Origin of the sequence: Marinoscillum luteum, assembly GCF_044005705.1 — a bacterium.
GTDB lineage: Bacteria > Bacteroidota > Bacteroidia > Cytophagales > Cyclobacteriaceae > Marinoscillum > Marinoscillum luteum.
Genome location: NZ_JBIPKE010000017.1, coordinates 121,841 through 142,025 on the forward strand (window position 1 = coordinate 121,841; position 20,185 = coordinate 142,025).

Here is a 20,185-nt window from a genome sequence, read left to right on the forward strand (position 1 = left end):
GCCTGAATATTAAGGCAATTGTCCTGTGAGTTACTTTCCGGAAGTACTTACGATCTTGGATAGGGATTTGGATGGAAAGCCTATCGGAAGTAGGTGAGTAACTCTCCGATGCTTGTGTAATGTTGGCTGCTTTCTGAGCTGCGAACAATCCACTCTCTTTGAGAACAGGAAATGGTCGTATGTGCCGATTGGGATATTTTGATTCCATTTCGTCTCAGGGCCTGGGTCGTCCAAAATAGCACATCTTCCGGCCCTTCCAGTGCTACTGAAGTTCCATTTTCAGGCATACCGATATGGATGGAGCCATGGATCATGTCGTATCCATAATCCTGTAGATAGAGGGTTTTTTCCAAAGTGCCATCCAGAATCAGGTCCTCGGGTGCACCCTGCTGTACGGGCTCATTAAAATTGAACAGCCACAACTTGTCTGAGAGTTGTGTACTGATCTGCATGTCATGAGTGGAGATCAAAATGCCCTTTCCCTTTTGTGCAATGTTGCGGAGCAGGGTCATCACTTCTATCTTATTATACAAGTCCAGGTGGGCGGCAGGTTCATCCAGAATGATCAGGTCTGTTTCCTGAGCCAGCGCCCTGGCGATCATCACTTTTTGCAACTGACCGTCGCTGAGCTCATAGAGCTTTTTGTCCGCCAGGTAATTGATGTGGGTTTCATTAATGGCCCAGTCGATCGCTTCTTTATCCTGGGCGCGGAGTACCCCCATCCAGTTGGAGTATGGGTGACGGCCAATGGCAATCAGCTCCAGCACAGAGATGTTGTGGGAGTATGGCTTTTCGGTCAGGACAATACTCAATCTTCTGGCCAGATCATTTGCGCTCAGATGCTCCAGTTGATCATTTTGATAATAGACTTCTCCCCCCAGCTTGGGGATAAGCCCCGAAATGGTTTTGACAAAGGTGGTTTTACCCACGCCATTTTGCCCCATGAGTGAGATGATCTCTCCCGGATTGATGCTCAGACTCACGTCTTTTTGCAACACCTTCGGAGGAGCTGACTTTTGTGAATAACCTATGGATAATGACCTGGTTTCCAGCAAGCTCATGATTGATAGGCGTAGTTGAGGTTCTTCTTTCTGAGTAAAATGTAAATCACAAATGGTGCGCCAAAAAGTGCAGTCACGGCATTGATCGGGAGGGTCGCCTCCATGCCAGGCAGCTGGGCGATAAAGTCAAAGATGAGCATAAGGGCAGACCCAAAGAGAATGATCAGGGGGGTGAGCAGCAGGTGGTTGGAAGTATTGAAAAGCATCCGGGTGAGGTGCGGTAGGGCCACACCGAAGAATGCGATTGGGCCGCAGAAGGCGGTAACTGTTCCCGCAAGGATGGCCGTATTGATGATAATCAGCAAACGGATTTTTTTAATGTTGAGCCCAAGGCTTATGGCGTAATTTTCCCCCAGAAGGAGGGTGTTTAAGGGTTTGGAAAGCAGCACCGAACCGAGGAGTCCTATGAGGATTACCGGGATAAAAACGTAGAGCTCGCTCCAACTCAGACTACCCAGACTACCAAATGACCAGATGACATAAGCCTGGATGTTTTCTGCCTGGCTGAAAAACTGTAAAATGCTGACCAAAGCGCCCGCTGCTGCACCAAACATCAAACCGATAATCAGCAGTGTGATGCTGTCTTTGAGTCGGGTGGCTGCCAGTGAGATGATGAGCAAAACCAGAAACGAGCCTGCCCCTGCAGAGGCCACCAGCAGCCAGCTTCGACCTATTCCGGAGAGCTCCAGAAACCCACCCAGATAAAACCCCAGAAAGATGGCAATGGCTACTCCCAGGCCGGCGCCCGAACTGATTCCGAGAATGTAGGGCCCGGCAAGTGGGTTGCGGAAGAGTGTTTGCATCTGGAGACCGCTCACACCAAGTGCACTTCCTACGAGCATGGCTGTAATGGCTTTTGGTAACCTGAAGTTGCTCAAAATCATATCCCAGGAAGCCTGGCCCGAACTGCCGCTGGTGATAAAACTAATAAGGCTTTCGAAGGGAATGGTGACGGATCCTAGGGCCACGTTGATCAGGAAGCAAAGTACCAGGGCTACAGCAAGGCCTATTAGCACTTTGGTCCATTTATTTTGCGAAGCCTCCAGGAATTGAGTGATCATGGTAGTTTTTGGAAATAGTAGGTATCGTAATCCGGTAGCAGCTCCGGATGCAAAATAAAAATCAAATCGGCCAATACTCTGTCTGGTCTGGTGTAGGCAGATTCAAAGAAATCATATCCACCAGTAGGCCCCAGTCGCTTATTGTAATTATACACTTCATCCACTTTGAATGCTCTGAAATGGGTATAGCGGGTATCCTGTCCCGCAAGCTCTTTTTTGGTGTTGAAGGTACTGGTTCCTATCCAGAAGTCTGCTTCACCGGCTTTTTCGAAGACAGACTCAAAGCTTATTTCCAACCACCCACTTGTGGAGTCATTTTCCCAAAGGTACCGCCCGCCAGCATCCCGGTAGAATTCCGCAGCCCAGTTTTGCCCCCCGGGCAAAAACCAGGTATCTCCATACATTACGCCACTGACTATGGTGGGCTGATTTTGAGTATTAGCAGCCAGAGTCTTCAAAGAATCATACCGCTGTACGATGCTGGTGAAAATGGAATCCGCTTCCTTTTCTTTACCAAAGAAGGCTCCAAAAAACTTGATCCACTCGGCCCTTCCAAGAGAAGAAGTTTCAAGGAAATCAGCATTGTAAAAGACCGGAATTCCCGACTCTTCTATTTTGTCAAGAGTAGTGGATTCGCTACCCATGTCAAAGGCAAAAACGGCATCTGGTGCAAGTGAAATCAGGAGCTCCAGGTTCATGCTGCCATCCGGCCCCAGGTCTGTGATTTTACCATCATTCACCAGTTTCCGGATGACCGGAGAGGTGATGTATTGGGTGCTGGGAAATCCAACAATCCGATCTTCAACACCTAGCATTTCCAGATAAGCCAGGTGGGTGGTGGAGGTAACCACTACACGCTGTGGTGGGGTATCCGGTGCGTAGGAGATGGGAGCAACTGCCCCCGGCCAGGGCTCCTTTACGATGATGGCATTCTCTTCCACGGCGAATTTTTTGGCAAATTTCACCTGAGTATTCAGTGCCCGTCCCGTTGACTGCTCTTTTTCTTGAGGAGGTGTGCAGCCAGCGATGATGAGTATTGCCAGAAAATAGAAGCGCGATCCTTTCATGTGTTCAAAATTGATTAAAAAAAATCAGACGGACGGGAATTACCGGAGAGATACTATATTTGCTCACGATTGTGGTTTCTGAATGCACCGCGTGCATCAGGATTAAAAGGGAATCTCGTGAAAAACGAGAGCTGTCCCCGCAACTGTAATTCCATTCAAAGGCTTGTCACATCTTGCCACTGTTCCGAACATCGGGATGGGAAGGCGACAAGTCAGGAAGAGCCAGGAGACCTGCCAAATCATGTTGAATAGTTCCAAGCTTCGGTGGAAAGCAGAGAAATTTGATAACCTTTTGGTTTACCATACTTCTTACTTTTTCCGATGGCTTTGAATTGAATTTGAAATTTAATTCATGGTCTCGAGAATATTAATGTATGTGCTGACGGGCACCATTTCCCTCTGGGCAATGGCACAGGAGGATACCGTGTATCTGGAGGAGCTGCCAGTAGTTGGTGATTCGTTTCAGCGCTTCACTACCGGCACAGGATACCGAAGCATTGCCCTCACCAATAGTTCTTCCTCTCTGGAGGAGGCCTTGTCAGACGAAAACTCCATTTACTTCAAATCTTACGGCAATCAGCAATTGTCCAGTATTTCTTTCAGAGGCACTTCGGCGAGTCAGACCAGTGTGCTTTGGCATGGTATTCCGGCTAATTATCCCACACTAGGCCAGATGGATTTTTCTCAATGGCCGGCGTGGCTGATGGAGAGGGTGGCTATTCAGCCGGGCAGTGGCGGAGCGCTTTATGGAGGTGGAGCCATTGGTGGGACAGTACTCATCGATTCTGAGATGAACCTGACCGAAAGCCCTTTGCTAGAGGGAAAAATGAGTGTTGGGAGCTTTGGATACCTCTTTACAGGAATTAGAAGTGCCTATGGTCAGGGCCAATGGAGGGGAGCTACTAAAATATTTCGAAGTTTTCTTCAGAATGATTTCCCTTATGAATACGCGGGAAAACAAGTGCGTCAAAAGAATGCTTCTGTGCTCAACTATGGAGTGCAGCAGCAACTGAGTTATGAGGTTAGTCCGAATCAGAAGGTGTCCCTCGATGCGCAGTATACTCGCAATGATCGGGAGGTACAGCCCTCCAAAGTGAGCCCAAATCTGCAGGATGAGCTTCAAACAGGGAACGTTAGGCTGGCGGCGGGTTATCAATTGGAGCTTCCCAAAGGCAGTCTTACCAGTACTCTGGCCTTTCTTCAAAATGACCAGCAGTATAATCAGGATGATCGCACTGTTTCCAATCAGTATTCGGCTTTGGTGGCGTATTGGGGAGAACTTTCGGAGGTTCTGGCTGTTCGTTTGGGCGGCAATACCAATTTTTTCACTGCCCGCTCAGACAACTATGTAAGCCATTTTGTTGATCGCCAGACAGCACTTTTTGGTTCGCTTGAGATCAAGCCAACCACCTGGTGGACGGGAACTATCAACTTGAGGCAGTCATTTTATCAGGAGAACCGCCCGTTTACACCCTCTTTCAATCAGAAATTTTCAGTCTTAAATACAGAAAAGAACCGGGTAGCCATCAATAGTCAGTTGGCCTGGGGATTTCGCTATCCTACACTCAATGATCTCCACTGGTCCCCTGGTGGCAACCCCGACTTGAAACCCGAGGAAAGTTTCAACCTGGAGGGTGGCGTAGGCTGGACACATACTTGGCCAGCTTTCTCTTCTAGTTTGGATTTGACAGCATTCAATACATGGTCCGACAACTGGATCATCTGGCTGCCAGATGGATCTGGCATCTGGTCCCCACGCAACTTCCGTGCAGTGGAAATTACGGGAATGGAGTTCAGCGCGAAGATGAGCGGAAAGTGGATCGGACTCCTTCATAAGGTTGGTTCAGCATATTCCTACACTCAGTCACAAAATAAGGAGGGAACCAATCGAGGGAAGCAACTGCCATATACCCCGCTTCACAACGCTCACTTGTCCTTGAAGACCAGCTCGGATAAGGGGTGGTTTGGGAAAGCAATGGGAGATTTTACGGGGAAGAGGTTTACCACCCTGGATAATACGGAAATCCAGTCTGTCGATGGATACCTGTTGATTGATGTTCATATGGGAAAGACGCTTGCGGTATCAGACACATTTGATCTTGAGGTAAGCGTTGTTGTCAAGAACGTCTTCGATCAGCCTTACGAAAATCTTATCAATCGGGCCATGCCCGGAAGAAATTATCAATTCAACCTTTTAATCAAATACAATTGAAAACAACCATGAAAAATTATTTAAAGTGCCTGCTATTGATGTTGCCTTTTATTTTGGCGTCATGTGAAGAGGATGCCGAACCTCAGGTGGTCGGTCAGTTTGATTCCGGAGTTTTTATCTCCAACGAAGGAAATTTTGGAGAAGGGGATGGCTCACTTTCGTTTATCAGCTCATCGGGGGTGGTGTCCAACAATCTCTTTTCCACTGTGAATGGTGGTGCTTTGGGTGATGTGGTGCAGTCGCTTCATGTAGGTGCTGACCAGCTTTTTGCGGTGGTAAACAATAGCAATAAGGTAGAAGCGATGACTTTGGATAGCCTGAAGTCTGCCTACACCATCACGGATGTATCCCTGCCCAGGTACATGGTTTCACACGATGGAGTGGGCTATGTCTCTGAGTGGGTTAGTTTTAGTGATCTGGGTAGGGTCACTCTTTTTGATTTGGAAACCGGAACGGTCGATAAGTCCATCACCACCGACTATGGGGCAGAGGGCCTGATCATCACCCAGGGGAGGCTTTTTGTTACCAATAATTTCACCACTACAGTCAGTGTGATCGACCTGTCCTCTGAGGAGGTGGTGGCTTCTATACAGGTGGGCAATAGCCCGGCTGGTATGGTGCTGGATGCTGATGGTGATGTGTGGGTAGTCTGCTCTGGTGGATATGATACCAACTATGCGCCGCTCAATGATGGGAAATTGGTAGAGCTGAACCCTGCATCATATGAGGTGAAATCAGAAACGGATTTGAATGCCAATTTATCAGGCAAAATAGCTGTTGCTCCATCCGGGCAAACCATCTATTACCTCATGGGCAATCAGGTCTATTCGTTGTCTACAGATGCTCCGGAAGCAGGGCAAGTGTGGAAAGAGGAAGCGGCAGCAGTATCTTTTTATGGGATTGGTGTGGATCAGTCCGGCAATGTATATGCGGCGGATGCCAAAGGGTTTGCCGAAAACGGGGAAGTGTTTGTCTATAATCCGGCAGGTGAATTACAAAACAAATACACCGTGGGGCGCGGACCCAATGGTTTTGCTTTTAACTAAACAATGAGTTCACTGCGTGGCGAACGCCCAGTTCGCCCGCAGCTACCTTTTTCGTTATTTGGGTGATTTTATCTTTCATGGCAGGGTCTCCGAAGAAATTAGTTTCTAATCTCGCACGAATGAGCTCATGCATCCATTTTACATTTTGAGCTTCTCTTTGTCTGGTTAGATATCCACTCTCGGTCGAAGTAGACATGTAGGTTTCTATGGTAGACCAAATTTCAAGGATGCCTTCATTTTTTATGGCAGAGCAGGTTTTTACAGGTACGGTCCAGCCAGATTCGTGAGGAGGAAACAGATGAAGGGCATTTTCATAGGCTTTTTTGGCCTGGTTGGCGGGTTTGAGGTTGTTTCCATCTGCCTTGTTGATCACCAATGCATCGGCCATCTCCATTATTCCCCGCTTGATGCCCTGCAGTTCATCTCCACCTCCAGCGATCATCAGAAGCAGAAAAAAATCCACCATATCCCTCACGGCAGTCTCTGATTGTCCCACACCCACGGTTTCTACCAGGATTACATCAAACCCCGCCGCCTCACAAAGCAGGATGGATTCGCGGGTTTTCTGAGCCACACCGCCCAATGAAGTGCCGGCAGGAGAGGGGCGTATAAAAGCATTGCTGTTTTGAGAGAGGTGAGTCATCCTGGTTTTATCTCCCAGGATACTTCCCTTAGTTAAAGAACTACTTGGATCAATGGATAAAACGGCAAGTTTTTTCCCGAGAGCGGTCAGGTGAGTGCCAAAAGATTCTATAAAAGTACTTTTCCCAACTCCCGGAACTCCGGTGATCCCAATCCGCACGCTTTTTCCCGTTTTATGAATCACCGAATCCAATAGTTTAGTGGCTAACTGCTGATCAGAGGCCAATTTGCTTTCTACGATCGTAATGGCCCGGCTTAGCATCATCCGATCCGATTGGTCGATTCCATGGGTAAGTTCGTCTAATGAAGGTCGCTTAATTGATCGATCTTTCATTGATTAGTTTAGGATTAGTTGAAAAATTGATTAATTTCAATAAAAAATTACATTTTACTTATATTACATTTGATGTGTGGCTGAATGCTTATTACTTGCGGGTAAAGTAAAATCTTTTTTATTCACCCGCTAAAAACAAAGTCATGTTTAGAAAATTCTGGCTGGACGTAATTTTAGGTACTGCTTTCATATTTGGTATGATGGGAGTATTTCAAAGTTTCACCGCATTTAAGGTCTTTGACGTATTTGACCCTATCGGGCAGGCATTTGGAGATATGGAGTTTACAGATATTGTATTCTCTCAGCTCAGAGATGATCCTGTGGGAGATGATCGGGTAGTTCTGGTCAATCTCAGTAACCTTCAACGAGGCGAAATTGGCATGATGCTGCAAATCATTAGCCAGCATAACCCGGCAGTTATTGGTATTGACTCCTTTTTTTATACACCTAAGGAAGATACTTTGGGTGATATGATGCTGATGGAAGGCATGGCCAGTGTGGAGCACCTGGTACTCGCCTCCAAACTATTGCCAGATCCAACAGACCCTACAAAGGACACTATTGAGTACTCCTGGGAGTTGTTCAACTCGTTTGCAGAACGAACAGCTTTTGTAAATCTGGTGACAGATGCGGAAGTTCAGGAAGATTTGAAAATGTGCCGGGAGTTTTACCCGAAGTTTGATATTGGTGGTGAGCAGCAGATTGCTTTTGCGGTGCAGTTGGCCAGTTATCTGGATTCTGCGGCAGCCGCTGACTTTTTGGCTCGTAACAATGAGACTGAGGTCATCAACTACCGCGGAAACGTGCTGGATTATGGAGCCACGAAGTTTGGTAATAAATATTTTGCATTGGACGTGCCGGATGTTTTTGGAGAAAACTTTGTCCCTGACATGATAGAAGGAAAGATTGTCATGTTTTGCTATCTGGGCAAGCACTTGGGTGACAGGGAGTCTTTTGAGGATAAATTCTATACGCCATTAAATCAAAAATATATAGGCAGGGCGTTCCCTGACATGTATGGAGGAGTGGTTCATGCCAATATCATCTCCATGATTTTGAACAGGGATTACATCAACTCCATGAGCGAGAACATGGGATATCTTTTTGCCATTTTGATCTGCTTTTTGAATGTGGCACTGTTTTCGCTCGTTTATAAAAAGATACCTAAGTGGTATGATGGGATTACCAAGCTTTTCCAGTTGTTAGAAATTGGAGTTTTGGTATTTGGGGTCATTTACATTTTGGAACTGTATAGTTTCAAAGCTGACATAGCCGTAGGAATGGTTGCGGTGGCTCTGGCGGGAGATGCGCTGGAGGTTTATTATGGTGTAGTGAAAAATTCATTCACCAAAGAAGGACGAAAATCATTATTTAAAGTCGATAAATTATAACTTTGCAGTATAACTTCAATAAACGCTATATGATTATGAGAAAGTTTATTTCTTATGCTTTTGTGGTTGCAATGATACTCTCGTGTGGTTCTGTGAGTGCACAGGATTACGCATTTAGAGTGCTTGCAAACAAAGGCACAAACCAAGTAAAAAAAGCAGGAGCTGGCCAGGCTGAGGTCCTGAAAACCGGAGCAAAACTGAGTTCAGGCGATGAAATTATCGCATCTGATGATGCATATATTGGTTTAATGCACAAATCCGGGAAAACTACGGAAATACGAGGTGCAGGGACCAAGAAGGTATCTGAACTGGAAAAAAATATCAATACAGGTAGCAGCAGTATTGCTAGCAGGTATGCCAGTTTTGTGATGAACAAGATGAATGAGGAGGAGAACACCAATAACAGATCACGACTGAATGCTACAGGAGCTGTGTCGCGGGCTACGGGTTCTGCAGCTATCAATGTGATGGCCCCAAGTCAGGCAGATCTTTTGGGTGATTTGGCGATCCTTAGATGGGATGCTCCAGAAGGATTTACTGAGGACGATTCTTACGTTGTGAAAATTGAGAACATATTCAACGAGGAGATTTACTCAGAGGAGACCAAGAAAACATCAGTAGCTCTTGATTTCTCAGACGAAGATTTGGCATATGACATGGGCCTATATCTTGTGAAAATCTACAAGAAAGGTGATGATGAGATCGCTTCAGGTGAAGTAGGAATTAAGAAAGTAAAATCAGGTGATAAAGTGGAAGTGCAGGAAAATCTTGCCAATCTGAAGAGCGAGGTTTCTGACGATTCTCCATTGAACAAGATCATCTATGCCTCTTTTTATGAGGAGAACGGATTGATTCTGGATGCTTTGACCAAATACGAGGAGGCCATCAAAATGTCTCCAGACATTGATGATTTTCAGGAGCTTTACCAAAACTTCCTGATCAAAAATGGTTTGGCAGAATAATAAGAGCTTTTAAGCAACATAAAAAAGGGGGCTGAATCTTAGATTCAGCCCCCTTTTTTGTCATCACCTCCTTACTTTAAAAGCTCGATGAGTATCTCAGAGGCAGCTTTGGCGATGACTGTGCCCGGGCCAAAGATAAACGAAACCCCATGAGCTCTCAGGTATGCGTGATCGTTCTCAGGAATGATCCCTCCGGCGATTACCAGGATATCACTTCTGCCGATTTTGCGAAGTTCTTCGACCAGTTGTGGAACGAGGGTCTTGTGTCCACCAGCCAGTGACGAAGCCCCCACCATGTGTACATCATTTTCAGCAGCTTGTTTGGCTACTTCCTGGGGAGTTTGGAACAGCGGGCCTATGTCCACGTCAAAGCCCAGATCAGCGAAGGCTGTGGCGATTACTTTGGCGCCCCGGTCATGGCCATCTTGTCCCATTTTAGCGACAAGAATCCTGGGCCTTCTGCCCTCTGCTTCATCAAACTGATCGGCAAGTTTTCTGGCCTGTAGGAAGTCTGGATTTTGTTTGATCTCTGAAGAATACACTCCTGAAATAGTTTGGTTTGTTGCCTGGTACCTGCCGAAAACTTCTTCCATGGCGATGGAAATTTCACCCAAAGTAGCTCGTTCTCTGGCAGCGTCCACAGCTAAAGCTAATAAATTACCCTGATTCGTTTTGGCGCACATGGCCAAAGCTTCCAGCGCGTTTTCTACTTTTTGATAATCACGCTTTCCCTTCACAGATTTCAAACGTTCTATCTGTGAGTTTCTGACCGCTTCATTATCAACCTCAAGAAGGTCTATGACTGTTTTTTCTTCAGTGGTGTACCTGTTTACGCCCACGATCACCTCTTGTCCGGCATCTATTCTGGCCTGTTTGCGAGCGGCTGCTTCCTCTATTTTCATTTTAGGGAACCCTTCTTCTATCGCCTTGGCCATTCCACCCATTTCTTCCACTTCCTGTATGATGGCCCAAGCTTCCTGAATCAGTTCATTCGTGAGTTTTTCTACCACCTCCGAACCTCCCCAGGGGTCTACTACCTGCGTGATGTTGATATCATTTTGCAGATACTTCTGTGTTTCCCTGGCAATGGCCGCAGAGTAGTCTGTTGGCAGCGCAATGGCCTCGTCCAGTGCGTTGGTGTGTAGGGATTGCGTGTGTCCAAACGCTGCTGCAAGCGCTTCTATGGCCGTTCGGCCAACGTTGTTGTATGGATCCTGCGCAGTGAGGCTGTATCCGGAGGTTTGGCTATGCGTTCTTAGCGCCATTGATTTAGGGTCTTTCGGGTCAAATTGTTTGACCAGCTTGGCCCACAGAATTCTTCCTGCCCGCATTTTGGCTATTTCATTGAAGAAGTTCATACCGATACCCCAGAAAAACGAAAGCCTCGGCGCCAGAGAATCGATAGGGATACCCGCTTCCAGACCTTTGCGAATGTATTCCAGTCCGTCTGCCAGGGTAAAGGCCAACTCCAGGGCGGCCGTGGCACCGGCCTCATGCATGTGGTAGCCACTAATGCTAATGGAATTGAACCTGGGCATGTTTTGCGATGTATATCGAAAGATGTCCGCAATGATGTGCATAGAAGGCGCCGGAGGATAGATATAGGTGTTGCGTACCATAAACTCCTTGAGAATGTCATTTTGGATGGTTCCGGTGAGCTGTGCCGGCTCAACACCTTGTTCCTCCGCTGCCACTATGTAGAAGGCCATAATTGGGATCACAGCTCCATTCATGGTCATAGAGACCGACATCTCATCCAATGGGATCTGATCGAACAGGATCTTCATGTCCTCCACAGTGTCAATGGCTACCCCGGCTTTGCCTACATCTCCAGATACCCTTGGGTGGTCACTGTCATAGCCTCGGTGAGTAGCCAGATCGAAGGCAATAGAAAGCCCTTTTTGACCGGCGGCCAGGTTTCTTCTGTAGAAAGCATTCGACTCTTCCGCAGTAGAAAACCCCGCATATTGGCGAATGGTCCACGGGCGTACTGCGTACATGGTGGCATAGGGTCCACGGAGAAAGGGAGGTACACCGGCACCAAATCCGACGTGCTCGGGTAGTTGCTCAGCAACTACCTTTTTTTGAGTTTGGATCAGTTCATCGAAAGAAATATTCCTGAAGTCTTCTTTGACCCCTTCCCAAATAATTCTGGAAAGACGGTCTGTGAGGTGGTCTATAAAGTAGGATCCGTTGGCGGCACTCTGGATCTCTTCCAGTTTGGACTCGTGCCGGATGAGGTTGCCGATGTTTCTGCTGATTCTGTGTGATGCGCCAGTAGCCCATTCCGGTTTTCCGGGATGAAATGAAATGCTATCCGCCCCCGCAATAATCGCAGCGAGCCCCTGTGTAGTTTGTTTCAATAGGTGATCACCTTCGTTTTGTCCCGGCAAAGGGAAGGCATGTATCGGTAAAGCATAGTTTTTGACGCCCAGTGTTTCAGCACATGCCTGAATGAGCAGCTTCAGAGCTCTGATGCGGGCTATTTCATGAAAAAAGTCTGGACCTATATTCACGGCCACCTGAAGGTTTTGCAGGTATTCCCTGGTGTTGGCACCGGATAATTCCTTTAATACGGAGCGGAGTAATGAGACAGAACTACCGATGATGGTATGGTCTTCATTCGTACCGATGAGTAGATGGTTTTTGAATGCGGGAGCTTCACACTTTACCCGTTGTCCAAAACCTTTGATTTCTGAAACGTTCACCGGAAGTATCTCCTGAGAGTGATTAATGAAACCAATGTAGCAATGATCGGTATGAATGCCCTCCAAAAGTAAATTCAGGTGCGGGAGTGAGGTGATCTCAAACAGCACGCCTTCACATCCGGACAGCAGTGCGGTTTTGGCCTGAGAATTGGCTTCTTTTTCAGTGATAACTTCAATCCGCTCAAATTGAGTCCAGGTCTTTCTTCCGTTAATATTGTGTAGATTGAAGGTCCTTAGATACTTCAGGTGGTCAGACGTGGAGGGGTCATAGTAAGCATTCAGAGGGAGATCACTTTCGGAATGCCACTTGAGAGCGTCATCTGGGTCTTTCCCTTTAAGCAGTTTGGTAGCTTCGGCATGCCAATCCGCGTAGCTGGTTTGGTTAAATTCTGTGAAGTTGGGCTTATGTTTATTCATGGGTGTTCAAAGGTACTTTTTATAACTTTGAAATAGTAGCACGATGGAGATACTTCAGAATAATTGGTTTGTATTTTTTAAAGAATATTTCCATCGAAGGGGTTAATTCTGTGAGTATTCAAGGATTTCAAAAAGTCAAGAGCAAATGTCATTTTTTTCTTAAAAATTTTATCCTCAATTTTGATGTCCCTCTTTTTTCGGGGAGTCTCTTTTTGGGTCTAATTTCCAAATAAAATATAAATCGCCGATGCATGTAGAAACATGGGAAAAATGCCTCCTGTTTATTAAGGAGCGCATTCCTGCTCAGAGTTTTTCCACATGGTTTGAACCTATTACTCCATTGAGTATGAATAATCAGGTTTTGACCATCCAAGTGCCCAGTCAGTTTTTTTATGAGTGGTTGGAGGAAAACTACGTGCACTTGCTCAAACAGGCGATTAAGTCAGAAATTGGAGAAGGCGGCAGATTGGAATATTCTGTTGTGGTGGATCGTGGAGATGAGCAGACCAAGCCGGTAACGGTGAATGTCTCCGGGGCTAGTCACAGCCAGAATAAGAATCGGGTGAATGGATATGATGCTTATAAAAACCCTGATTTTCATCAGGAGTTGAAGCGCAACTCCAACCTTAATCCTTCCTATCGATTTGAAAATTTCATTGAAGGTGATTGTAATCGATTGGCAAGATCTGCAGGTTATGCCGTGGCTCAAAAGCCGGGGATCACTTCATTTAACCCACTCATGTTTTATGGTGGGGTAGGACTGGGCAAAACGCATTTGGTGCAGGCCATAGGCAATGAGGTGATCAGCGCAGATAATTCTAAGAAAATTATCTATGTGGCGTCTGAGAAGTTTACCAATCAATTCATCGAGGCACTTAAGAACAACAATCTTCAGGACTTCATCAACTACTATAAGGAAGTAGATGTACTCATCCTGGATGACGTGCAGTTTCTGAAAGAAAAGGAGAAGACTCAGGAAATCTTCTTCCATATTTTCAATCATCTGCACCAGAGTGGCAAGCAGATTATCATGACCTCTGACTGTGCTCCTAAGGATCTCAAAGGACTACAGGAACGTCTGGTATCCAGGTTCAAATGGGGCCTTACGGCTGATCTTCAGGCACCGGATTTTGAGACCAGAATGGCCATTATACAGACCAAAATGCAGGCAGATGGGATTGATATCCCTGAGCAGGTGATAGAATATATTGCGTATACTGTAGATACCAACATCAGAGAGTTGGAAGGTGTGGTGATTTCGCTGATCGCTCATGCATCTCTCACCAAAAAAGAAATGGATCTGGAGCTGGCCAAGCAGATCCTCAAGAACATTGTCACCGATATAGATTCTGAGGTAGGGATAGACTACATCCAAAAGACGGTTTCTGATTATTTCAATGTGGCTCAGGATGACCTGAAAGCCAAAACAAGGAAGAAGGAGATTGTGATTGCACGTCAGGTGGCCATGTATTTCTCAAAAGACTACACCAATCACTCACTGAAGTCAATTGGCTACCATTTTGGAGGCCGTGATCACTCCACAGTCATCCACGCAGTGCAATCAGTGAATGATATGATTGACACCAACTCCAAGTTTAGGTTCTCTATTGACGAGCTCAAGAAGAAGCTCAAAATCAGAACAGCTGTAGCTTAAAAGAAGTAGGGGTAGTAGACGTTTCTGCCGTGCTTGTCAATGCCGGAAATGATTACCCTGCCCTTGATACGCTCCAAAATTTCTGAGAATTCCGCTGGACTTTCCACGGTTGTGTTGTTGATGTGGGTAATGATGAATCCCTCTGCGATTCCCAGCTTGGCGAAAATACCTGTCTTTTTGTAATCCACTACCTTCACTCCGCTTTTGATTCCCAATAGATCACGCTCTACTTTGGGCACGGATTCAAAGGTGGCATCCAGCCATTCTGAGGCGTACACATCCCTGCGGATAATACCTGTCGTACCTTCTCTGTTCGTAAGGGTCAGCTTCTTTTCTTTTTTGGTACCCTCGCGTTCTATGAGCACTTTGATCTCCTCTCCCGGATACATGTTGCCCATATACTCTTCCAGGAACGCCTTACTGTCTATCTTCCTACCATTAATTTCCCTGATGACATCACCTTTTTCGAGGTTGCCTTTGGCGGCAGCACCTTCGCGCTGTACGTTGGCCACAATGACCCCTGACAGGTCTTCCAGATTCATCTTAGTGGCAAGTTCACTGTTGATGTCAATGAATTCGGCTCCAATAAATGCCTTTTGTACCTCACCATAATTCTTAATGTCTTCAAATACCTTCTTGACAATATTGGAAGGAACCGCAAATCCATAGCCCGTATAAGAACCTGTCCGTGATAAAATAGCGGTATTGACCCCGATGAGGTTCCCCTGAGTATTGACAAGAGCGCCACCACTGTTTCCAGGGTTGATGGCGGCATCCGTTTGGATGAAGGATTCAATTGGAAATTTATCCCTCAGAATATTAATATTCCGGCCCTTGGCACTCACTATGCCGGCTGTCACAGTGGAGGTGAGGTTGAAGGGATTGCCCACTGCCAGCACCCATTCGCCTACGTTTACGTCATCCGAATTTCCAAATTTGATGGCAGGCAGATTTTGCTGATTGACCTTGATTACCGCCAGGTCTGTGCTGGGGTCGGTACCCATGAGCTTCCCGTCATAGGTTTTTTTGCCATGTACTACTTTGATTATGTCTGCATCATCCACCACGTGATTGTTGGTGATGATATATCCATCTTCGGAGAGGATCACACCCGACCCGCTACTGATCTGCTGAGAAGCACGTGGCTCAAAAAACCAATCCAACCAGCTCCCGGTGCGGTATTCATACTCGCTAAGGGTCTGGATAAACACGACGCTTGATTTGCTCTGCTCAGATGCAAATACAAAGTTATCTTCCGCATTGATCACCTCTGGTCGAATCTCAGAATACTGAGGCGTGAAGCCCAGATCGGGTGTTTCGTGATTGAGCGAGATCAGAGATGCATGCTCAGTGCTCAGAAAACCCTCCTTTTTCAGGAGCGTAAAGGTGAGCAGGCTTCCGATGATCCCCGACAAGATACTTACACAACCCACAATAACGATGGTCTTTTTCATGGCTTTTGAGTCTGATTTTTGCAATGCAATAACTACACTATAATATGTATTTGGTGGAAAAAAGTTTTGTTAAAAAACCTAAAAAAATCACCTGATTCAGTGAGGTTTGCTCAGAAGGGCAAGGAGGCACTGAAAGTAGTTTTTGGAATTTAGGATTTCGGAACTGCTTTAATTTACTTTGGTCTGGATATAAACAGATTATGGGTATACGATCAATACTGAGTAAGCCATTTGCCGCTTACATTGCCAGAGAGACTAAGAAATGGACGGGTTCTGCAGGGGCATTTCAGGACAAAATCCTGAAGGAAATAGTGACCAAAGCGCGGGACACCCAATTTGGCAAGGATCATGGGTTCGGAGAAATAGAAAGTTATGAGGATTTCAAAAAACAGGTTCCCATCCGAGATTACGAAGGACTTTCGCCTTATGTGAAAAAGATCCTGGCCGGTGAATCGGATGTCCTGTGGTCAGGCAAACCTGCTTACTTCGCCAAAACTTCCGGTACTACCAGCGGTACCAAGTACATCCCTATTACCAAAGATTCCATTCCCAATCACATCAATTCAGCCAGAAATGCACTGCTCTCCTATGTGCATGAGACCGGGAATGGTGGGTTCCTGGATGGCAAGCTCATCTTTCTTTCGGGTGCGCCCACGCTGGATCAAAAGGCGGGGATCAATACCGGACGCCTTTCGGGAATTGTGAATCACCACGTGCCTGGCTATTTGCGCACCAATCAGATGCCTTCTTATGAAACCAATTGTATGGAGGATTGGGAGAAAAAGGTGGATCAGATCGTAGAAGAGACCTTCGACCAGGATATGACCCTGATTTCGGGTATTCCCCCGTGGGTACAGATGTACTTTGATCGGCTCAAGGCCAAAACAGGAAAGCCCATCAAGGATATTTTCCCAAATTTTGAAATGTTCGTATACGGGGGCGTGAATTTTGAACCCTACAGAGCCAAACTTTTTGAAACCATCGGAAAAGAGATCCCTTCTATAGAAACATATCCGGCTTCCGAAGGGTTTATCGCCTATCAGGACAGTCAGAAGGAGCCGGGCTTGCTGCTTCTTGCCAATAGTGGGATCTTTTTTGAGTTTATTCCTGCCGATGAATACTTCAACGAAAACCCTACCCGCTTGAAAATTGATCAGATTGAGTTGGGGGTAAATTATGCACTCATACTCAATAGCAATGCTGGACTTTGGGGATATTCTATTGGCGATACTGTGAAGTTTATCAATAAGAACCCCTACCGACTTTTAGTAACCGGGCGCATCAAGCATTTCATCTCTGCGTTTGGTGAGCATGTGATTGGAGAGGAAGTGGAGCAGGCGATGAAAGCTACCTGCGCGCTATTCCCAGAGGTAGAGTTGGTGGAGTTTAGTGTGGCCCCCAATGTAACACCGGCGGAAGGCCTGCCCCTGCACGAGTGGTATGTGGAGTTTGCTACTCCTCCAAAGGACAAGCTGGGTTTTCAAAAAGAGTTAGATTTGCAACTTCGCAAAAGAAACACCTACTACGATGATCTGATTTCAGGATCAATTTTACGACCGCTGGAGGTGATTGACTTAAAGCAAAACGCATTTATAGAATATATGAGGTCTATAGGGAAGCTGGGAGGCCAGAATAAAGTGCCGAGGTTGTCAAACGACAGGCAGATAGCCGATGCGATGCAGCAGTTCAGAGGATAATGGGAGAGGAGCAAAAGAAAAGAGGAATTGCCATACTGGGGTCTACTGGCTCCATAGGAACTCAGACACTGGAGGTGATCGATCGTCACACGGACAAATTCGAAGTGGAGGTGCTTACCGCACAAAACAATGCGGACCTGCTCATCCGGCAGGCACTAAAATACAAGCCCAACACGGTAGTTATTGGTAATGAATCTCTTTACGATCAGGTTTTTGAGGCCCTGGATTCTGCCAATATCAAAGTGTATGCCGGTCAGAATGCGCTGGCAGATGTGGTGAAAATGGAGAGCATTGATATTGTCCTCACCGCATTGGTAGGCTACTCCGGGCTGGTGCCTACCATCAACGCCATCAAGGCAGGTAAGGACATTGCCCTTGCCAATAAAGAAACCCTGGTGGTGGCTGGTCAGCTGGTGACCAGACTGGCGATGGAGCACCGATGCAATATCCTGCCGGTAGACTCTGAGCACTCCGCCATTTTCCAATGCATTGTGGGGGAGTTGAATAACCCCATTGAAAAAATCATCCTGACCGCCTCGGGAGGGCCGTTTAGAGGTCAGGTGCGAGATCAGCTTCTGCAGATCAAAAAAGAACAAGCGCTCAAACATCCTAATTGGGATATGGGGGCTAAAATCACCATCGACTCAGCCACCCTCATGAACAAAGGGTTAGAGGTCATTGAGGCCAAATGGTTGTTTGGTGTGAAGCTAGATCAGATAGAGGTGGTGGTGCACCCTCAGAGCATTATTCATAGCATGGTGCAGTTTGAGGATGGTTCTATTAAAGCTCAACTTGGACTTCCCGATATGAGGTTGCCCATACAATATGCGCTGAGTTTCCCCGAGCGGTTCAAATCCGATTTTCCCCGGTTCGACTTTATAAATTACCCGGAACTCACATTTGAAAAACCCGACACCAAGACTTTTCGTAACTTACAGCTCGCCTTTGATGCCATTGATAAAGGAGGCAACACTCCCTGTATACTTAATGCGGCGAATGAAATAGCGGTGGCGGAATTTTTACAGGATAACATCGGTTTTTTAGAAATATCAGACGTCATAGCGGCTTGCATGCAAAAGGTGAGCTACATTAGCGAGCCTGAGTTAGACGATTATATTAATACAGACATAGAAACAAGGATCATAGCAAAAGAATTAATCAAATAGATGGAAGGTTTAATCATGACGGCTCAGCTTCTGCTGGGCTTATCAATTTTAGTTGGGTTGCACGAGTTGGGACATTTGTTGGCGGCCAAGGCATTTGGAATGCGGGTAGAAAAGTACTCTATCGGTTTTCCACCCAAAATATGGGGAAAGAAATTTGGTGAGACAGAGTATTCCATTGGGGCGATCCCATTGGGCGGTTTTGTGAAAATATCTGGTATGATCGATGAGTCACTCGATACCAAAACCCTGAGTGAGGAGCCTGAGCCATGGGAGTTTAGAGCCAAGCCGGCATGGCAGCGCCTGATAGTGATGCTCGGCGGTATTATAGTGAATGTAATCACCGGGATCGTTATTTTCATCGCACTTGTGTACTCCAATGGAGAAGATTTTCTTTCCAAAGAGGAGTTAAACAAGCATGGCATTGTGGCTTATGACCTTGGTCAGCAGCTCGGACTACAAACCGGAGACCGCATTCTTAATATCAATGGCAAGGATTACGAAACATTCAGTGACCTGAGGAGCCCCAATGTACTGTTGGGAACTGACGGATTTTACACAGTGGATCGTGGAGGTAAAACCATTACCATTCCTATTCCCAATGACTTTATTGATAAGTTTTCTGATAAAAAAGCGGCATTTTTCAGACCTAGAGAATCCTTTAGTGTAGGGCAGGTGCGAGAAGGTAGCAATGCTGATAAAGGAGGCCTGAAAGAAGGCGACCGGATCGTGGCAGTGGCTGGTGTGCCGGTAAAGTACTTTGATGAGTTCAAAACCGCCCTGGATTCCGTACCGGGTGGTCAGCTCAATGCTACTGTGCTACGAGATGGACAAGAATTGGCCCTGACGTTTGATATTGCCGAGGATGCTACCATTGGTTTCTACCCAAGCATGGAATTGAACTATTCACATCGTGATTTCACTTTTGGTGAGGCTGTCGTGAATGGCACCAGTCAGGCATTCAATGTGGTGTTTTATAATGTAAAAGCTTTCGGAAAGATGTTTTCGGGAGATGTATCTCCATCAAAATCACTTTCCGGACCGATAGGCATTGCTCAGTTTTTTGGGGGCACCTGGGATTGGAATAATTTCTGGAGGATCACAGGATTGATCTCCATGGTGTTGGCTTTTATGAACCTGCTTCCTATTCCAGCTTTGGACGGTGGACACGTGGTTTTCCTGACCTGGGAAATTGTAACTGGCAGGAAGCCTAGTGATAAGTTTTTGGAGAACGCTCAGAAAGTAGGAATGGTCTTGCTTTTGGGGCTGATGAGCTACGCCATCTTCAACGACGTATACAAACTGTTTTAAGAATC

14 protein-coding genes, 1 pseudogene and 1 riboswitch are annotated in these 20,185 nt (G+C 46.3%); of the genes and pseudogenes, 8 read left to right on the top strand and 7 right to left on the bottom strand.

Translation table 11 applies throughout. The features are described from left to right. Nucleotides 1-80: 80 nt before the first annotated feature. From ACHKAR_RS11735 to ACHKAR_RS11745, 3 genes are read right to left on the bottom strand one after another with little or no spacing between them, the layout of a single operon-like run. Nucleotides 81-1,061 (bottom strand): ABC transporter ATP-binding protein, encoded by a 981-nt coding sequence (locus ACHKAR_RS11735; protein ID WP_395417533.1) that lies wholly within the window; start codon nucleotides 1,059-1,061, stop codon nucleotides 81-83. After that, complete coding sequence (locus tag ACHKAR_RS11740) at nucleotides 1,058-2,122, bottom strand: iron chelate uptake ABC transporter family permease subunit (protein WP_395417534.1); 1,065 nt, start codon at nucleotides 2,120-2,122, stop codon at nucleotides 1,058-1,060. Before ACHKAR_RS11740 ends, ACHKAR_RS11735 begins: the two co-directional genes overlap by 4 nt. Beyond that, nucleotides 2,119-3,189 (bottom strand): ABC transporter substrate-binding protein, encoded by a 1,071-nt coding sequence (locus ACHKAR_RS11745; protein ID WP_395417535.1) that lies wholly within the window; start codon nucleotides 3,187-3,189, stop codon nucleotides 2,119-2,121. The genes ACHKAR_RS11740 and ACHKAR_RS11745 overlap by 4 nt, the downstream gene beginning before the upstream one ends. Before the next feature lie 54 nt (nucleotides 3,190-3,243). Beyond that, nucleotides 3,244-3,442: riboswitch (cobalamin riboswitch) on the top strand. Between the two features lie 99 nt (nucleotides 3,443-3,541). Here ACHKAR_RS11745 and ACHKAR_RS11750 point away from each other — a divergent pair. Continuing rightward, nucleotides 3,542-5,401: a TonB-dependent receptor domain-containing protein gene (locus tag ACHKAR_RS11750; protein ID WP_395417536.1), complete on the top strand. Its 1,860-nt coding sequence runs from the start codon at nucleotides 3,542-3,544 to the stop codon at nucleotides 5,399-5,401. Between the two features lie 8 nt (nucleotides 5,402-5,409). Next, nucleotides 5,410-6,447 carry a DUF5074 domain-containing protein gene (locus ACHKAR_RS11755; protein ID WP_395417537.1) on the top strand — a complete coding sequence of 346 codons (1,038 nt, stop codon included), beginning with the start codon at nucleotides 5,410-5,412 and terminating at the stop codon, nucleotides 6,445-6,447. Here the strand turns inward: ACHKAR_RS11755 and meaB are convergent. After that, nucleotides 6,440-7,423: a methylmalonyl Co-A mutase-associated GTPase MeaB gene (gene meaB, locus ACHKAR_RS11760; protein WP_395417538.1), complete on the bottom strand. Its 984-nt coding sequence runs from the start codon at nucleotides 7,421-7,423 to the stop codon at nucleotides 6,440-6,442. The two genes, ACHKAR_RS11755 and meaB, sit on opposite strands and share 8 nt — an antisense overlap. Before the next feature lie 143 nt (nucleotides 7,424-7,566). On the opposite strand from meaB, the gene ACHKAR_RS11765 reads away from it, so the two are divergent. Further along, a complete protein-coding gene (locus ACHKAR_RS11765) occupies nucleotides 7,567-8,814 on the top strand; it encodes a CHASE2 domain-containing protein (RefSeq protein WP_395417539.1) in 1,248 nt (415 codons plus the stop codon). A gap of 35 nt (nucleotides 8,815-8,849) precedes the next feature. Continuing rightward, entirely contained in the window at nucleotides 8,850-9,776 is a 927-nt protein-coding gene (locus ACHKAR_RS11770) for a hypothetical protein (RefSeq protein WP_395417540.1), read from the top strand. 71 nt (nucleotides 9,777-9,847) lie between these two features. Here ACHKAR_RS11770 and scpA read toward each other — a convergent pair whose 3' ends face one another. Together scpA and ACHKAR_RS11780 are read right to left on the bottom strand one after the other, a co-directional pair. Beyond that, the gene (scpA, locus tag ACHKAR_RS11775; protein WP_395417858.1) at nucleotides 9,848-11,890 is read right to left on the bottom strand and encodes a methylmalonyl-CoA mutase; all 2,043 of its coding nucleotides are present in this window, start codon (nucleotides 11,888-11,890) and stop codon (nucleotides 9,848-9,850) included. Between the two features lie 30 nt (nucleotides 11,891-11,920). Continuing rightward, nucleotides 11,921-12,901, bottom strand: a pseudogene (locus ACHKAR_RS11780) (methylmalonyl-CoA mutase family protein); the annotation flags it as partial. Nucleotides 12,902-13,148: 247 nt separating this feature from the next. Here ACHKAR_RS11780 and dnaA point away from each other — a divergent pair. Further along, nucleotides 13,149-14,555 carry a chromosomal replication initiator protein DnaA gene (dnaA, locus tag ACHKAR_RS11785; RefSeq protein WP_159585098.1) on the top strand — a complete coding sequence of 469 codons (1,407 nt, stop codon included), beginning with the start codon at nucleotides 13,149-13,151 and terminating at the stop codon, nucleotides 14,553-14,555. On the opposite strand, the gene ACHKAR_RS11790 is transcribed toward dnaA, so the two are convergent. After that, nucleotides 14,552-16,009 carry a trypsin-like peptidase domain-containing protein gene (locus tag ACHKAR_RS11790; RefSeq protein ID WP_395417541.1) on the bottom strand — a complete coding sequence of 486 codons (1,458 nt, stop codon included), beginning with the start codon at nucleotides 16,007-16,009 and terminating at the stop codon, nucleotides 14,552-14,554. The genes dnaA and ACHKAR_RS11790 overlap by 4 nt on opposite strands. A 200-nt stretch (nucleotides 16,010-16,209) precedes the next feature. On the opposite strand from ACHKAR_RS11790, the gene ACHKAR_RS11795 reads away from it, so the two are divergent. Genes ACHKAR_RS11795 through rseP form a run of 3 tightly spaced genes read left to right on the top strand, consistent with a single transcriptional unit; the run spans nucleotide 16,210 to nucleotide 20,180 of the window. Further along, nucleotides 16,210-17,706 carry a GH3 auxin-responsive promoter family protein gene (locus ACHKAR_RS11795; RefSeq protein ID WP_395417542.1) on the top strand — a complete coding sequence of 499 codons (1,497 nt, stop codon included), beginning with the start codon at nucleotides 16,210-16,212 and terminating at the stop codon, nucleotides 17,704-17,706. Next, a complete protein-coding gene (locus ACHKAR_RS11800; protein ID WP_395417543.1) occupies nucleotides 17,706-18,872 on the top strand; it encodes a 1-deoxy-D-xylulose-5-phosphate reductoisomerase in 1,167 nt (388 codons plus the stop codon). The genes ACHKAR_RS11795 and ACHKAR_RS11800 overlap by 1 nt, the downstream gene beginning before the upstream one ends. Then, nucleotides 18,873-20,180, top strand: coding sequence for an RIP metalloprotease RseP (rseP, locus tag ACHKAR_RS11805; protein WP_159585094.1), 1,308 nt, complete (start codon nucleotides 18,873-18,875; stop codon nucleotides 20,178-20,180). It abuts the gene before it with no gap. Nucleotides 20,181-20,185: the final 5 nt, after the last annotated feature.

Excerpts from the sequence above, each read along its gene's own strand:
- ACHKAR_RS11755 (WP_395417537.1), top strand. The coding sequence starts at position 5,410 with ATGAAAAATTATTTAAAGTGCCTGCTATTGATGTTGCCTTTTATTTTG.
- ACHKAR_RS11735 (WP_395417533.1), bottom strand. The coding sequence starts at position 1,061 with ATGAGCTTGCTGGAAACCAGGTCATTATCCATAGGTTATTCACAAAAG.
- ACHKAR_RS11750 (WP_395417536.1), top strand. The coding sequence starts at position 3,542 with ATGGTCTCGAGAATATTAATGTATGTGCTGACGGGCACCATTTCCCTC.
- ACHKAR_RS11795 (WP_395417542.1), top strand. The coding sequence starts at position 16,210 with ATGGGTATACGATCAATACTGAGTAAGCCATTTGCCGCTTACATTGCC.
- ACHKAR_RS11740 (WP_395417534.1), bottom strand. The coding sequence starts at position 2,122 with ATGATCACTCAATTCCTGGAGGCTTCGCAAAATAAATGGACCAAAGTG.
- ACHKAR_RS11745 (WP_395417535.1), bottom strand. The coding sequence starts at position 3,189 with ATGAAAGGATCGCGCTTCTATTTTCTGGCAATACTCATCATCGCTGGC.
- ACHKAR_RS11770 (WP_395417540.1), top strand. The coding sequence starts at position 8,850 with ATGAGAAAGTTTATTTCTTATGCTTTTGTGGTTGCAATGATACTCTCG.
- dnaA (WP_159585098.1), top strand. The coding sequence starts at position 13,149 with ATGCATGTAGAAACATGGGAAAAATGCCTCCTGTTTATTAAGGAGCGC.
- meaB (WP_395417538.1), bottom strand. The coding sequence starts at position 7,423 with ATGAAAGATCGATCAATTAAGCGACCTTCATTAGACGAACTTACCCAT.
- rseP (WP_159585094.1), top strand. The coding sequence starts at position 18,873 with ATGGAAGGTTTAATCATGACGGCTCAGCTTCTGCTGGGCTTATCAATT.
- ACHKAR_RS11765 (WP_395417539.1), top strand. The coding sequence starts at position 7,567 with ATGTTTAGAAAATTCTGGCTGGACGTAATTTTAGGTACTGCTTTCATA.
- ACHKAR_RS11790 (WP_395417541.1), bottom strand. The coding sequence starts at position 16,009 with ATGAAAAAGACCATCGTTATTGTGGGTTGTGTAAGTATCTTGTCGGGG.
- ACHKAR_RS11800 (WP_395417543.1), top strand. The coding sequence starts at position 17,706 with ATGGGAGAGGAGCAAAAGAAAAGAGGAATTGCCATACTGGGGTCTACT.